We start from the raw sequence: 13,773 nt of genomic DNA, 5'->3' as shown, positions 1-13,773 counted from the left end.
GATAAAGTTCTATAACTATGAGCGCCCCCACCAGAGTATCACCAAGCTACTCCCTGCCATGGAATATGGAATAGTAGTAGCTGCATAACAATAACTAATAACTATGTAAAGAGAAAGAAAATGAGTACTTTTGTTACAGTGAAAGAAAAAAACACTAGCCCGTTGTCGAAAAATGGGGAGTACTATAAAGTATGACGTATTATATATTATATTGAGTAGTGACAAGGTAAGTATAATGAGTTAAATTTATGCTGATGTACAGCTGACTTATTAAAGGATGATGGTAACATTTTATTGAAGTTACTTCTCTATGTGACCTAATATAATATTGTTATATTGCAACAATAGTATCTTTTGGATAGAGAATGCTCTATTTATGCTTATCTTTACACTGTTATTTGTTACTAACACTTTGGAAAAGTAGACATGGAAACCATAAAGGACTTTAGTAGGCAAGCAATAGCAATCTTTGACCAAGCTATTGAGGACTATCATGTACGTGACAATGTCAATGCAGAGATAAACAATCCTTATGCCTTCAAGTCGATAGAATATTACCTATACCTAAAGTGCTGGATAGATACTGTGCAATGGCACATGGAGGATATAATGAGAGATCCTGATATAGATCCAGCTGAAGCACTCGCTACTAAGCGAAAAATAGACCGTAACAATCAGGAGCGAACTGACCTAGTAGAGCTTATTGATAGCTATCTACTAGATAGGTTTTATGGTGTGAAGGTACTTCCCGATGCTACAATAAATACCGAAAGTCCTGCTTGGGCTATCGACCGACTGAGTATCCTTCAGCTCAAAATCTACCACATGAGGGGAGAGGCTGAACGTCCGGGCACTGATGAACATCAGCGCATGAGTGCCAATGCTAAGCTATCTGTATTGATTCAGCAAAATACCGATCTGATAACTGCTATCGATACCCTACTTCAGGATATTGAGGCAGGACGTAAGCAGATGAAGGTGTATAAGCAGATGAAGATGTACAATGACCCTAATCTAAATCCTGTACTATACAATAGGAGGAAGCAATCGTAACGCGTGGGCGCTAATACCTATATCATTCTTCGTCTGTCTGCTCTAGGGGATGTAGCTATGACTCTTCCCCCTCTATATGCGGCAGCAGATGACCATCCAAGTGATCAGTTTGTACTCGTCACTCAGTACTTCATGTCTCGATTAGTAATCGACCTGCCTCTTAATCTCACTACACTGCCTTTTCAGCAAGACCAGGATGCCAAACCTCTCGGTCTAATAAAGTTTGCTAGGAAACTGCATCGTCTTTACCCCGATGCTGTAGTAGTAGACCTAAATAATAACTTTATCACAAGGAGCATAGGCTTATCCCTGAAGACAAAAGGACATAAATTGGTCACCATTGATATCCCCAAGGCAGATAGGAATAAGTTATTATCCACTCGAAAAGAGGGTGTAGTACCTCCCAATTTATATTTACCACGTATCACAGATCTTTACTTCCTTACACTCAAGAGGGCTGGTATCAGCATGCTGAGTAAGGGAAGGCTAGTAGTAGGTCGCACAAGTTGCCCACGAAAAGTAACTATTGGTATCGCTCCGTATGCACAGTATGAGGGCAAGATGATACTAAAAGAGCAATTGCTTGAGCTAATTGACCTACTGGTAGAGCGTTTTCCCAATTGTGATCTTATCCTATACGGAGCTGCCGGATCTGAGGCAAGGAAGAATAGAGAGTTGGTACAACTAAGAGCCAATACTGTGCGCCTTACCTCCGCTCAGGGGTTAGCCGAGGAGGTAAAGGAAATAGCTCAGCTCGATTGTATGGTCAGTATGGATAGTGCCAATCAGCACATTGCAGCTATGGTAGGCACCCCTGTAGTATCTATTTGGGGCGCTACACACCCTGCTGCTGGATATATTCCATTCCGTACTCCATTAGTCAATTGTATTGGTGTAGATATAGAGTGCCGTCCTTGCTCTATACTAGGCAATAAACCTTGCCATAGAGGCGACTATGCTTGCCTCCATCAGTTATCTATGCAGAATATAGTAGCGGCAATAGCTAAAGAAGTAGAACTAAGACGTAAATAGTATCGTTTCAACCATTATCGTAGGTTATCTCATTTATTATTGATACCTTTCACCACAGATAGTAATGTGTGAAAGGTTATTTTTTTTCAATGACTAGAGATTTACAAAGTATGAAAAAGTATTTAGCTGAAATGATTGGCACAATGGTGCTGGTACTTCTTGGTTGTGGATCAGCTGTATTTGCCGGTGCTCCTCAGGGCTTTGCATCGGTAGGCACACTAGGTGTGGCATTTGCATTTGGTCTCTCTGTAGTAGCCATGGCTTACGGTATAGGTAGTATTTCAGGCTGCCATATCAATCCTGCTATCACCCTAGGTGTATTCATGAGTGGGCGTATGAATGGTAAGGATGCTGCCATGTATATGCTTTTCCAAGTAATAGGTGCTGTGATAGGGTCAGGTATCCTATGGTTCTTGGCTAAGGACTCAGGCTCTACTACCACCCTAACAGGTGCTAATGGGTTTGCCGAGGGAAAGACAGCCGTAGCATTTGTTGCCGAGACAGTATTCACCTTTATCTTTGTACTAGTAGTACTAGGCGTAACCGCCAAGAACGGTCTCAATAACTTTGCTGGCTTGGCTATAGGTCTTGCTCTTGTGCTTATTCACATTGTATGTATTCCTATTACAGGTACATCTGTGAACCCAGCACGTAGTTTTGGTCCTGCTCTATTCGAGGGCGGCTTAGCACTTCAGCAGCTTTGGGTATTTATCGTAGCCCCATTCCTTGGTGCAGCTATTGCAGCCATCGTATGGAAGGGCATTACAGTAGAGAACGAGGTAGCAGCATAAGCCACCCTTTCTTCACACTAAATAAAAGCGAGCTAGGTGACAACAGTTACCTAGCTCGTTTTCTATTTGATGACCAACTATCTTACTCTATCACTACCACGAGAGACTCATCGGTAGGTGCCCAATCGAAGACAAACTTAGCATGGCTCGAAGCATTGCGCACACACATGTGAGAACGTGGTGTAGTTCCCAATGAAGCACTGTACTCTATAATCTTACCATTAGGACTATTTACTGGTACGCCATGGATATAAGCGCCATTGGTAAATCTACTTGCCCAAGGAGCGTAGCCTGCTATCTGTGAACTACCATCATGGGTATAAAACATCTTAGCCTTCTTTTGCTGTAGCAAGAAGATACCGAGAGGCGTCTCCATAGCATAAGGGGGCTTCTTCCTACCAGTAGTAGCAGGATTGGTGCTTCTTATTATCCACTTACCCCTCTCTACCCTCTCAGTAGTAACAATATTCTGATCGCCCCTATCTACAAATACTACTTTGTGGAAAGTCTTGCCTGTTCCTAGTGGACGCACATATCTTTTTGGGATAAAGAACTCCCCTATATCATTACGGATAGGCGTAATCTTATAATAGCTTCCTACCGAATCTAATAAGTGAGTCAGCCATCCATCTCTTGCATACAACACCGGTTGAGTCGTATCATTAAGCATATAGAGAGGAGCCGACTGGTAGCGCTCCACGCCCAGCGTATCCGATACCCTCTTGTACTCATTACGCACATAGTTGGCAACGGTAGGTGCTTCTCCGTTGGCGTTACGGTAGTTTTCTACCACCGCCCACTGACCTATCTCATCTTCAAGATTCTCTATAAAAGCCAGCTTCTCCTTTATTAGCCCCACCTTGATGCTCCTGGTAGTATCTTTATAAGCATAAATAGTATCCAGGTGATACTCTTCGAAAAGAAGATCCTCCGATAATACAATCTCTCTAGCACTAATAGTATCTGGTGTCTCCACTACTTCCACCTCTGTGGAGTCTACCTTCAATTCCTCATCAGTTGCGCTTCCATTACTCTCCTGGGGGTGGCAACCTAAAAGGAAACCCACTAATATCACCCCTACTAATATCCAATTCTTCATATTCAATAGTTCTATCCTCCCAGCACAAATATACCCAAATTCACATGCTTCACACCCTTTATCATATTATTTTATAGATAGTATACCGATAGAGTAGAGAGACTATATAGATGTACTTAAGGATATGATAGATAAAATACTATGATAAAGCTTGTGGATATTGTGAGTAGAGTATCTACCGCCATTGTGTTACGTAGGTCTTATCTATGCAATTCATACGCTATCCACTGCTACTAACAAGCTCTCCACACACTACCAACTGATAAAGTCTAGGATTGTGAGTTACCTCTAATAGTGCTGTTAGTAACAGAAGAGGGGCTAAGTGATATTAGAAGCTCTGTTGGTAACCTGTGCGTAACTTCTTTGTAACTTCTACCCCGTTTTATTTGGTAGTGTCAATTCTTTTACTACTTACTTTTTAATTGATATTAGCAAATATTAGCTCCAAAACTTTTCAACAAGTTATCCACACCATACCAACACCCAATTGTCAGTAAATAGTATCTTTGTCCTATTATATAATGAGTATGGAAATAAGGAAGATAGAATTATTGGCGCCAGCTGCCTCTTTAGAGGTAGGTAGAGTAGCCTTATCGGCAGGAGCAGATGCAGTATATATTGGTGCACCTATGTTTGGAGCCCGAAGTGCAGCCGCAGTATCTATAGATGATATTGCCACTCTATGTACCGAAGCACATCAGTATGGGGCAAAAGTGTATGTGGCACTCAATACTATTCTGACCGATGAGGAGCTACGCCAGGCAGTGTTGCTTGCTCATCAGCTCTACCAAGTAGGTACCGATGCTCTTATTATTCAGGATATGGGATTACTGACGAAGAATCTTCCGCCTATACCACTACATGCTAGTACACAATGCCATAATAATACGCCTGCTAAGCTGCGCTTATTAGAGCACTTAGGTTTTGAACAAGTGGTGCTTCCTAGGGAATTCAGTACAGAAGATATCAAGAGGGTCAAAGGAGATACTTCTATCCGAATAGAGAGTTTTATTCATGGTGCCCTTTGTGTCTCTTATAGCGGACGGTGCTTTATTAGTGAGGCATGCCAAGGGCGTAGTGCCAATAAAGGTAGTTGCGCTCAGTACTGTCGTATGAGCTATGATCTGGAGGATGCAGAAGGCAATAAGCTCCGAGAAGGACAACACCTCCTCTCGCTCCGAGACCTCAACCGAACCGATATCATAGAGGAGATGCTAGATTGTGGAGTATCCTCTCTAAAGATAGAAGGACGACTCAAGGGGATAGAATATGTGCGCAATGTAACTGCTCATTATCGTAAGATAGTGGAAGAGATAATAGCCCGTAGACCTGATGAATACCAAAGAGCTTCGTGTGGCGTGGTACAAAGGAATTTCACTCCTCAGCCCTCAGCCACTTTCTCTCGCCTATCTACCAACTACAATACTCCTATGCACCGTCCTATACCAGTGGATGAAATCACTCCCTTTACCAATAAAAGTGTGGGAGAGCAGGTAGGGCATCTATTACGTAATATGGGTAAGGAGATAGAGGCAGAGCTGACCGAAGAACTCTCCAATGGCGATGGTCTGCTCTTTGTGCCTACCGACAAAAGTGCTACAGAAGGTGCACTAGTCAATCAGGTGGTGCCTATAAAGAGTAGCCCCAATCACTACCGTATCAAGCTATCTAAGCTACTGGAGATGGGTAATGCTGCTACTATCTATCGTAACCTCAACCATAAGTTTACCCAGATACTCCAGCGACCAGACGCTTCCATCCGTAAAATAGAGATAGATATCGCTTGTATAGCTACACCAACATCGGTAACTATGAAAAGCGGTTCTATTGAGGTGACTAGAGCTATAGCATTAGAGCCAGCACAAAAAGATAACTCTGAGCGTATCTTGGCAGCTATCTCGAAGCTAGGTGATACCGTTTATAGCTTGCGAAAAGGTACTCTCGAGCTCAATGGTCTCTACCTACCGCCCTCCATTGCCACTGAGATGCGTCGAGAGCTTATGGAGCTATTACAACAAGATAGTGAAGCAAGGATGTTGCACCAAAGAGAGGAGATAGGTCTCTTATTGGCTAGCAAACGTAAGGCATTCCTCTCTCATACCTACGACGCCGATACCTATGAGCTACCCAGTCAATTAGACTTTACTTATAATGTGGCCAATAGGAGTGCAGAGCAATTCTATCGCCTACTCGGTGTCACAGGTACAATAGCACCCGCCTTGGAGGTAGAAAAACCAGAAGGAGAAGTACCAGTAATGTTTACGCGACACTGTCTGCTCCATCAGATGGGCTATTGTACGAGAGATAAGGTGAAGCCTCCTTTTCCACTTCCTATGTATTTAGTAAGAGGTAAAGAACGCTTTAAGCTCACCCATAATTGTAAGGAGTGCCAAATGATTGTCTGGAGCAATGATTTTTGAAGTAGCTATATCTCATATATAATAAGGCAGTTGGAAATATCTGCTATGCACAATGGTTCCTTTCTCTATAGGAATTAAATAAGCGTTGTTAGTAGAGCGTTGATTGATTATAGCCTGAGCAAAGAAATTCCCTCTAGGGAGAGACTCTAGTTTTTCTGGGGAGAAACTCCAGTTCCTCCCCAGAGGGAATTTTTCTAATATAGGTATCTCTGTTAGCTGGTGTGTATAGGAGTATTTATTTTGCTATTGAGGTGAATTTGAGTAATTTTGTTTACACAACAAGTTAGTAGATATAAGATAAATATGAGTGCTATAAAGTGGGGAGAAGATAAAGCAATAGTATATGGGCTAGATGAAATAAGCACAGTTGCTAAGTTCTTACTCAATGAATTGGGGGATACCTCCGTGTGGCTATTTGATGCACCTATGGGGGCAGGAAAGACTACGCTCATCAAAGAGCTATGCCACTCACTAGGCGTTACAGAGGTCACAAGTAGCCCTACCTTCGCTATTGTCAATGAATACCATACAGATAGAGGGGACGCTGTCTATCATATAGATGCTTATCGACTCGAGACGCATGACGACTTGCGTAACATAGGAGCTACCGATTATCTACATAGTGGGGACTACTGCTTTGTAGAGTGGCCAGCACTATTCATTCCCTTTCTTCCAGAAAAGACCGCTCGCTTGCGAATAGAAGTGGATGGAGACCAGCGTCGCCTTACTCTACTAGATGAGGCGACGCCCTTTATATACGATCCTAGGTGATGGGGCAGATGACACTGGTATATGTCGCGCTAGGGCTTATGTTTGTCTTGCCCGGATGCTTGGCAATATGGGCGGGGCTGAGTGGGAGCCAGTGGTTTTTCGACAACCATTCCTACCGCTATTTGATCAATAAGTTGGGACTAGGGTGGACACGCTTTATCTTTGTCGTACTAGGACTATTGCTATTCTTAGCAGCTGCATTGGTGATTATTGACCCGTTAGATGTAATGAAATGAGAGAAATAGATGGTATAGAATACTATCCATCTCGTCTGAGGTGGCATGTAGAACAGACACTACGGGGGCTCTATGGTGCAGTGCTCCGCGATATGCGAGCACTACCAGTGGTGGATGAAGCCGAACTGAGTGCATTGGAATCTACCTATGGTTTCCTCTCGCAGTACTATGAGCAGGGGGCGGAGGATCCTGAGCGTGCTAGGATAATGAGAGGTATCGGCACTTCGTTAATGCGTTTATTGCGCGCCAATACAGCTTATATAGAAGGACAGGAGCTACCTTGGAATAGTAGGAGCGCTACTATTCAGACCCTCAGAGCATATGGGCATGGCGAGGGGGCGTTGGTATCTTTCATAGGGGTACTACGCAATGAAGTGGAGCCATTTTCGCAGGAGTATTTCGATAAGCTAGACCAGCTCTTTGGTCTTATATGGACATCTATAGACCTTTCCGAGGCAGAGGAGCAAGCACTACACTCCCTTCTATTGGTAGAAAAGAGTAGTCAGATGGTAGCTCAAACCATAGTCGGCGCCCTCTTCCTGGGTACAATGCAGTACTTCGATGTACGGAAGATGGAGTTGCTCTTTGCCTTGTGGCAACAGCACGCTTCGGTGATGGTACAGGGTGCTGCCCTAAGTGCCCTTCTGATACTTGGTAAGCGCCATAAGGAAGAACTATTATGTCTGCACCCTCAGTTTGTAGAACAAGTGCAGATAGCATTGGTAGCGGATGAAAAGCAGCTTATGGAGGCGCTGAAGGTAATTCAGATCGCCTATAAGACTACAGATAATCATAAGATTTTCCGGGAGAAGATACTGCCCGATCTAAGGAGTATTTCCGATAAGCTCCAGCAGGTAATGGGGCATTCACTAACCGAAAGGATAGAAGAGCTACAGAATGGTTCTATAGACCGTGAGAAGCTAGAGGAGGTAGAGTCACTAATGGCTAAAGCACCAGATAAGTTCTCTATGCTAAAGGATACAGAGCAAGATGTGGCTTACCACATGATATCAGAGCTCAAGGCTTTTCCCTTCTTTAGCAAGATAAGCCACTGGTTCATGCCCTTCGACGAACACTTCCCAGGGCTTTCTAAAGATAATGTGGCTGCCTTCAAGAAACTACTTCCTATGATGCTTCAGGGGCAGAGGATGATTAGTTCAGACCTCTACTCCTATGCTTTGGTACCTACTTGGGAACAGATAGGTAGTGCCATGCTCTCTCAGATGGAGGGACAGATGCCTAGTGGGAGTCCTACAGAAATCACCTTTGTGGACGGTGTGAAGGATTTTGTCTTTGGTGCTTACCGATTCTACCAACTATCTAGCCATGCCAATACGCTTATCAATCCGTTCGACCACTCGCCAGAGATGATCAGTGGAGCATTCCTATCCAGTAGGTGTACTTTATCTGAGGAGGGTCTGTTGTCGCTTGCCTCCATTATGGTAAGGTTCGGACAATATGCCGAAGCTGGTCATACGTATGAACGGGTTGTGCATGATTACCGAACCAATACTGCGGAGGTGTGGCGAGGTATGGCAGTGGCAAGCATGATGCGCAATGACGATGAGCAAGCACTAGAGCAGCTACGGCGTGCCGTGGAGCTGGAGGGCAAAAGTGAGGTCACTGTACGGAAGATAGCACAGATATTGATTCGACTTGGCAGGAAAGTAGAGGCGGTAGAGTGGATTACTACTGGTGAGGGAGAACTTGGTGAGGGGATAGGTTACCAACTCCCGCTACAGAGAGCTACCCTTCTTTACGAATTGGGTAGGACAGAGGAAGCCCTAAAGGCAGCCTACAAGGCGGACTATGTTGCCGATGGTAAGAACTTACAGAGTACGCTGCTCCTACTAGAGCTGCTGCTCTCTCTAGGTAAGGTAGAGGAAGCTGGCAGACGGCTAGAGGGTAAGGAGCTGAAGGGCGAATTATTGCTCTGGGCGGGGCTAGTGTCTATTGCCCTAGGGCACAGAGTAGAGGGGCTCTCTCAGTTGAGAAAATGGCAAGAGGAAGGGAGTCTGGGTGCTGAACTTGGAGAGAAGCTCTCACTTCTCGAGCATTATGGTATAGAGCCTTGGGAAGAGGCACTGATAGAGGATATTATTTATAGACAGGTACAATGAGAAGGGCTACAATTTGGAGTACACTACTCCTCATAATGGTATTGGTAAGCTGTGGTGGCAAAAAGTCGCACGACCACCTATCTATCGATATCAAGAATATCGACACAGAAGATAGCCCATGGTACCTATATACCTATGGTACGCACGATATCACTATAGATACCATTAGTGTGAGCGGTAAAGGGCGTATTGATTGGGATAAGGCGCTAGATCTAGATACGCTGGATATGCTATTACTTTACGATAGCGAAGGTCTCCTACAGTTGCCTTTGCTCCCTAGCCGTACCGGTAATATATCAGCTAAGATCAGTAATAATGAGGTAGTGCTTGAGGGTGTACAGGAGGTAGATTCTATCCTAAGCTGGTACAGAGCAAAGGAGCAAGGTATGGAGCAATTGCTCTCCTTTCTCAATCAATACCAATCCAATAGTATTGCTTTTATCATGGTCTCCGATGCTATCCAACGTGATAAAGGAGGTGAGTGTACGGAGGAGTTAGTGGTGATTCAGAGCCGCCTCTCCAATACCTACACCGATATGGTAGACCTTCTTGGCTTTTCTGATATAGCGACAGGGGCTGCCGATGAACAACTTGTGCCTTATGGTTTTCGTATAGCTGGGAAAGAGGAAACTAAGCCATTCAAAGAGCTAATAGGCAAACGAGCGTTGATGGTCATCAATGTAATGGAGCTTACTCCCGAGGATTCGGTGGCCTATATGCAGCAGAAGAAATACCTTTCTCGCCTAGATAGTCTCAGCTTACTGAACTATAACGTACTGCTTAATGATGAACTACCCAAGGGGATAAAGAAAGGTGCTAATGCCCACTTCCTCGTGGATAGTACAGGCTATGCGGTGGAGTATATTAGGGATAACCATATCCATCATGTGCCTATATATATGTTGGTAGATAGTACTCGCCAAGTATGGCGTACATGGGAGGTAGCGGATAGTTTGGTACAGTTTATAAAGGAGTATAAAAATGTCGGACGTAGAGTGGATTGATGTAGGTGTAGATCGAGCATTAGTCAAGGTATATGGCGCTGCCGTAAGCGGAATAGACGCTACAAAAGTGACCATAGAGGCACAGATAAGTAATGGTGCCAAGTTTATGCTGGTAGGGCTTCCAGATGCGGCAGTCAAGGAGAGCCATCAGCGTATTCAGGCGGCTATAGCCGAGAGTGGCTATGAATACAAAGAGCACCGCTACATCATCAATATGGCACCTGCCGATCTCAAAAAGGAGGGTGCTGCCTACGACCTTCCGCTAGCAATAGCTATCTTAGCACTTACAGAGCGTTTGCCACTCGAGCGCCTCCAAGACACCATGATAATGGGTGAGCTATCGCTAGATGGGCATATCCGTCCTATTCATGGCATATTGCCGATGACCATTACGGCAAAAAAGGAAGGCTTCAAGAATATCATCGTACCCTATTCTAATGCTCGAGAGGCATCGGTGGTGGAGGGTATACGTGTCTTTGGAGCGGATAAGCTACAGGAGGTAGTGGATTTCCTGAAAGTGGGCGAAGGTGCACTACAGGAGTTTCGCTATGAGGAGCAAGATCTTTTCGACCAACACTTGCTCCAGTATGCCGACTTTGCGGAAGTTAAAGGGCAGGAGACGGTAAAGAGAGCTTTGGAGGTAGCAGCAGCAGGCAATCACAATATAATTATGATAGGTCCCCCTGGTAGTGGTAAGTCTATGATGGCTAAGCGTGTGCCCAGCATCCTACCCCCTTTTACCAAGGATGAGGCTCAGGAGACCACTATGATACACTCAGTGGCAGGCACCTTGCCTACGAATATAGCTCTGATGCGTGAGCGCCCATTCCGTGCTCCTCATCATAGCACTTCTAATGTGGCGCTTGTAGGTGGAGGGAGCTATCCTAAGCCTGGAGAGATCTCTTTGGCACACAATGGTGTACTTTTTCTAGATGAGCTTCCGGAGTTTGCTCGTAATGTACTGGAGGTGCTTAGGCAACCACTCGAAGACCGACAGATAACGGTCTCGAGGGCGAGGCAGACCGTCACTTTTCCAGCTTCGTTTATGCTTGTAGCATCGATGAATCCATGTCCTTGTGGGCACTATAATAATCCTTTCAGAGCTTGCGAATGTACGGAGATGCAGGTGAAAAACTACCTAGGCCGTATCTCGGGTCCCCTACTCGACCGTATTGATATCCAAGTGGAGATAGTGCCAGTACCATTTGAAGCACTGGCGGATAAAGCTCCAAGCGAACCTAGTGCTGCGATACGGGAGCGGGTGATGCAGGCTCGTGAGATACAGCGAGAGCGTTTTAAGCACGTGCCAGGTATCTACACCAATGCTCAGATGACACCCGCTCTGATGCAGGAGTATGTGCATCTGGATAAGCCTAGTATGGATAGGCTTAAGACCGCAATGGATTACTTCAAATTATCTGCTCGTGCTTATGATCGTATACTAAAGGTAGCACGGACTATAGCTGATTTGGATGGGTCACCAGAGATTACTATTCAGCATATAGGCGAAGCGGTCAACTACCGCAAGCTTGACCGGAGCACTTGGGGTGGTACTAACCTCTGATGGTCTCTGTATATACGAGATTACTCCCCTACAGAGTGTTGATTGTATCTCAGTAGGGGAGTAATCTCTTAGACTTATATTAGCTTAGCCCTTGCGATTGAATAGGCGCTGCTCGGCTAGTTGCTCGTACTTAGTGCCTGGGCGACCATAGTTGGTGTAGGGGTGGATTGAGATACCGCCTCGGGCAGTAAATAGTCCTGTCACCTCTATATACTTAGGGTCCATGAGCTTAATAAGGTCATCTAGGATGAGATTGACACAACTCTCGTGGAATGCCCCATGGTTGCGGAAACTAAAGAGGTAGAGCTTTAGGCTCTTGCTCTCTACCATCCTGATATCGGGGATATAGGAGATGATAATCTCCGCAAAGTCGGGCTGACTGGTGATGGGGCAGAGACTAGTGAATTCGGGGCAGTTGAATTGTACCCAGTAGTCTCTACCTTCGTGGCTGTTGTTGAAGGTCTCGAGCACTGAAGGGTCGTACTCTGTGGGGTAGTTGGTGGCTTGACCAGCACCTAGTAGGGTGAGTGTCTCGCGAAGTTTACTATCTGTATGCTTATCCATGTTGTTACCTATGTAAATAAAAGAGCCACGCCATCTTGTGAGGGCATGGCTCGTATTTTGTGATACCTTGTGGAGCAAGGTTACTTCTTCTCTTCCTCTTTCTTGGTAGGATTGTAGCGGTCATTGAGGTACTTAGTCACCTCCTCGGTGATGTTGTACGACTGATCGGCACAAACCACTGTACCAATACCTGCTGCATTGCTGGTGAGAATCATCTGATACTTACCTACCTCAGCATTGTACTGGCGTACGAGAGCTACGATTGTGTCGGTTACTGCCTTGGTGCGCTCTGCTTCTAGTTGCATGAGCTCTACTTGGAGCTTCTGATTGAGCTCCTGTAGCTCCTGCTGAAGCTTGAGGATACGCTCCTGCTCGCGCTGAGCACGCTCCTGAGATAGGAACGCATTGGACTCTACCTTGCGCTGGAACTCCTTCATCTCGCTCTCTAAGTTACGGCCCTTAGTATTGAAGGTAGCTTGGCGATTCTCCATTTCACGCATCAGCTCCTCTTGTACATCGGTATAGTACTTATAGTTAGCCATAAGGCTATCCAACTCGATGTATGCAATAGGCATGCGAGCTATAGCTGAACTATCTCCGGATACCATGGCAGCGGCACCCGAATTGTTATTGCTAGTGCCATTACAACTAGCGAGGCCAAGTAGCGCCACTATAAGGGCTGCAGCTGTGTAAATTGTCTTCTTTATCATTATGTTAAGCCATCTATTGAATGAGTTTTCCTACTGTAGTCTCTCCTCCTGACGTATACGATCAAAGAGGTTTCTGTGTCGCTGAGCATCTTTGTGCTGATGTCGGTGGCAGGTAATACCCTGCTCCTCGAGCTTGGGCTGCCCCTCTACGTGCGAGTTGGGGAAGCTCCACTTCTTGGTAAAAAACACTCTGAACCCTAGGAGCATTACACAGATAGCTACTACAGCAAGTGTTACAAGTAAAGTTTCTAGCATATTATACTAATGATGCCAAGTTAAAAACGAGTACAAAGGTAAGTGTTTTCCCCTCAGCCGCAAAGGTTTTAAGTCTTTTTAGAATATATCTCACTAATAATTAGGGAAGAAAGGAGTATCTTTACCCTTGGAATAATTTTATGAACATAAACAT

13 protein-coding genes are annotated in these 13,773 nt (G+C 45.0%); 9 read left to right on the top strand and 4 right to left on the bottom strand.

Annotation, left to right across the window (positions count from 1 at the left end):
- Window positions 1–426 precede the first annotated feature (426 nt).
- The 3 genes from A3GG_RS0101400 (at window position 427) to A3GG_RS0101390 (ending at window position 2,876) form a co-directional block, all read left to right on the top strand.
- On the top strand, window positions 427–1,053 hold the full coding sequence (locus tag A3GG_RS0101400) for a DUF4254 domain-containing protein (RefSeq protein WP_018357550.1): 627 nt from the start codon (window positions 427–429) through the stop codon (window positions 1,051–1,053).
- A gap of 57 nt (window positions 1,054–1,110) precedes the next feature.
- Window positions 1,111–2,085: a glycosyltransferase family 9 protein gene (locus A3GG_RS12720; RefSeq protein ID WP_156808633.1), complete on the top strand. Its 975-nt coding sequence runs from the start codon at window positions 1,111–1,113 to the stop codon at window positions 2,083–2,085.
- 89 nt (window positions 2,086–2,174) lie between these two features.
- A complete protein-coding gene (locus tag A3GG_RS0101390) occupies window positions 2,175–2,876 on the top strand; it encodes an MIP family channel protein (RefSeq protein ID WP_018357548.1) in 702 nt (233 codons plus the stop codon).
- An 82-nt stretch (window positions 2,877–2,958) separates the two neighbouring features.
- Here A3GG_RS0101390 and A3GG_RS0101385 read toward each other — a convergent pair whose 3' ends face one another.
- A complete protein-coding gene (locus A3GG_RS0101385; protein ID WP_018357547.1) occupies window positions 2,959–3,975 on the bottom strand; it encodes a L,D-transpeptidase in 1,017 nt (338 codons plus the stop codon).
- A 527-nt stretch (window positions 3,976–4,502) separates the two neighbouring features.
- Between A3GG_RS0101385 and A3GG_RS0101380 the strand changes: the two genes are divergently transcribed.
- The 6 genes from A3GG_RS0101380 to A3GG_RS0101355 all read left to right on the top strand — a co-directional run bounded on the left by A3GG_RS0101380 (window position 4,503) and on the right by A3GG_RS0101355 (window position 12,090).
- On the top strand, window positions 4,503–6,395 hold the full coding sequence (locus tag A3GG_RS0101380; protein WP_156808632.1) for a peptidase U32 family protein: 1,893 nt from the start codon (window positions 4,503–4,505) through the stop codon (window positions 6,393–6,395).
- Window positions 6,396–6,698: 303 nt separating this feature from the next.
- The gene (gene tsaE / locus A3GG_RS0101375) at window positions 6,699–7,166 is read left to right on the top strand and encodes a tRNA (adenosine(37)-N6)-threonylcarbamoyltransferase complex ATPase subunit type 1 TsaE (protein ID WP_018357545.1); all 468 of its coding nucleotides are present in this window, start codon (window positions 6,699–6,701) and stop codon (window positions 7,164–7,166) included.
- Window positions 7,166–7,402 (top strand): hypothetical protein, encoded by a 237-nt coding sequence (locus tag A3GG_RS0101370; RefSeq protein ID WP_018357544.1) that lies wholly within the window; start codon window positions 7,166–7,168, stop codon window positions 7,400–7,402. The genes tsaE and A3GG_RS0101370 overlap by 1 nt, the downstream gene beginning before the upstream one ends.
- A complete protein-coding gene (locus A3GG_RS0101365) occupies window positions 7,399–9,522 on the top strand; it encodes a tetratricopeptide repeat protein (RefSeq protein ID WP_018357543.1) in 2,124 nt (707 codons plus the stop codon). Before A3GG_RS0101370 ends, A3GG_RS0101365 begins: the two co-directional genes overlap by 4 nt.
- On the top strand, window positions 9,519–10,526 hold the full coding sequence (locus tag A3GG_RS0101360) for a hypothetical protein (protein WP_018357542.1): 1,008 nt from the start codon (window positions 9,519–9,521) through the stop codon (window positions 10,524–10,526). Before A3GG_RS0101365 ends, A3GG_RS0101360 begins: the two co-directional genes overlap by 4 nt.
- On the top strand, window positions 10,504–12,090 hold the full coding sequence (locus A3GG_RS0101355; RefSeq protein WP_018357541.1) for a YifB family Mg chelatase-like AAA ATPase: 1,587 nt from the start codon (window positions 10,504–10,506) through the stop codon (window positions 12,088–12,090). The genes A3GG_RS0101360 and A3GG_RS0101355 overlap by 23 nt, the downstream gene beginning before the upstream one ends.
- 84 nt (window positions 12,091–12,174) lie before the next feature.
- On the opposite strand, the gene queF is transcribed toward A3GG_RS0101355, so the two are convergent.
- From queF to A3GG_RS0101340, 3 genes are all read right to left on the bottom strand, one after another.
- Window positions 12,175–12,654 (bottom strand): preQ(1) synthase, encoded by a 480-nt coding sequence (queF, locus tag A3GG_RS0101350; protein ID WP_018357540.1) that lies wholly within the window; start codon window positions 12,652–12,654, stop codon window positions 12,175–12,177.
- An 80-nt stretch (window positions 12,655–12,734) separates the two neighbouring features.
- Complete coding sequence (locus A3GG_RS0101345) at window positions 12,735–13,364, bottom strand: OmpH/Skp family outer membrane protein (RefSeq protein ID WP_018357539.1); 630 nt, start codon at window positions 13,362–13,364, stop codon at window positions 12,735–12,737.
- Window positions 13,365–13,394: 30 nt separating this feature from the next.
- Entirely contained in the window at window positions 13,395–13,619 is a 225-nt protein-coding gene (locus tag A3GG_RS0101340; protein WP_018357538.1) for a hypothetical protein, read from the bottom strand.
- Between the last annotated feature and the right edge of the window lie 154 nt (window positions 13,620–13,773).

It is taken from the genome of Porphyromonas levii DSM 23370 (assembly GCF_000379925.1).
Lineage (GTDB): Bacteria > Bacteroidota > Bacteroidia > Bacteroidales > Porphyromonadaceae > Porphyromonas_A > Porphyromonas_A levii.
Note: the sequence above shows the minus strand (reverse complement) of the source record. Positions and strands in the feature narration are given on the sequence as shown.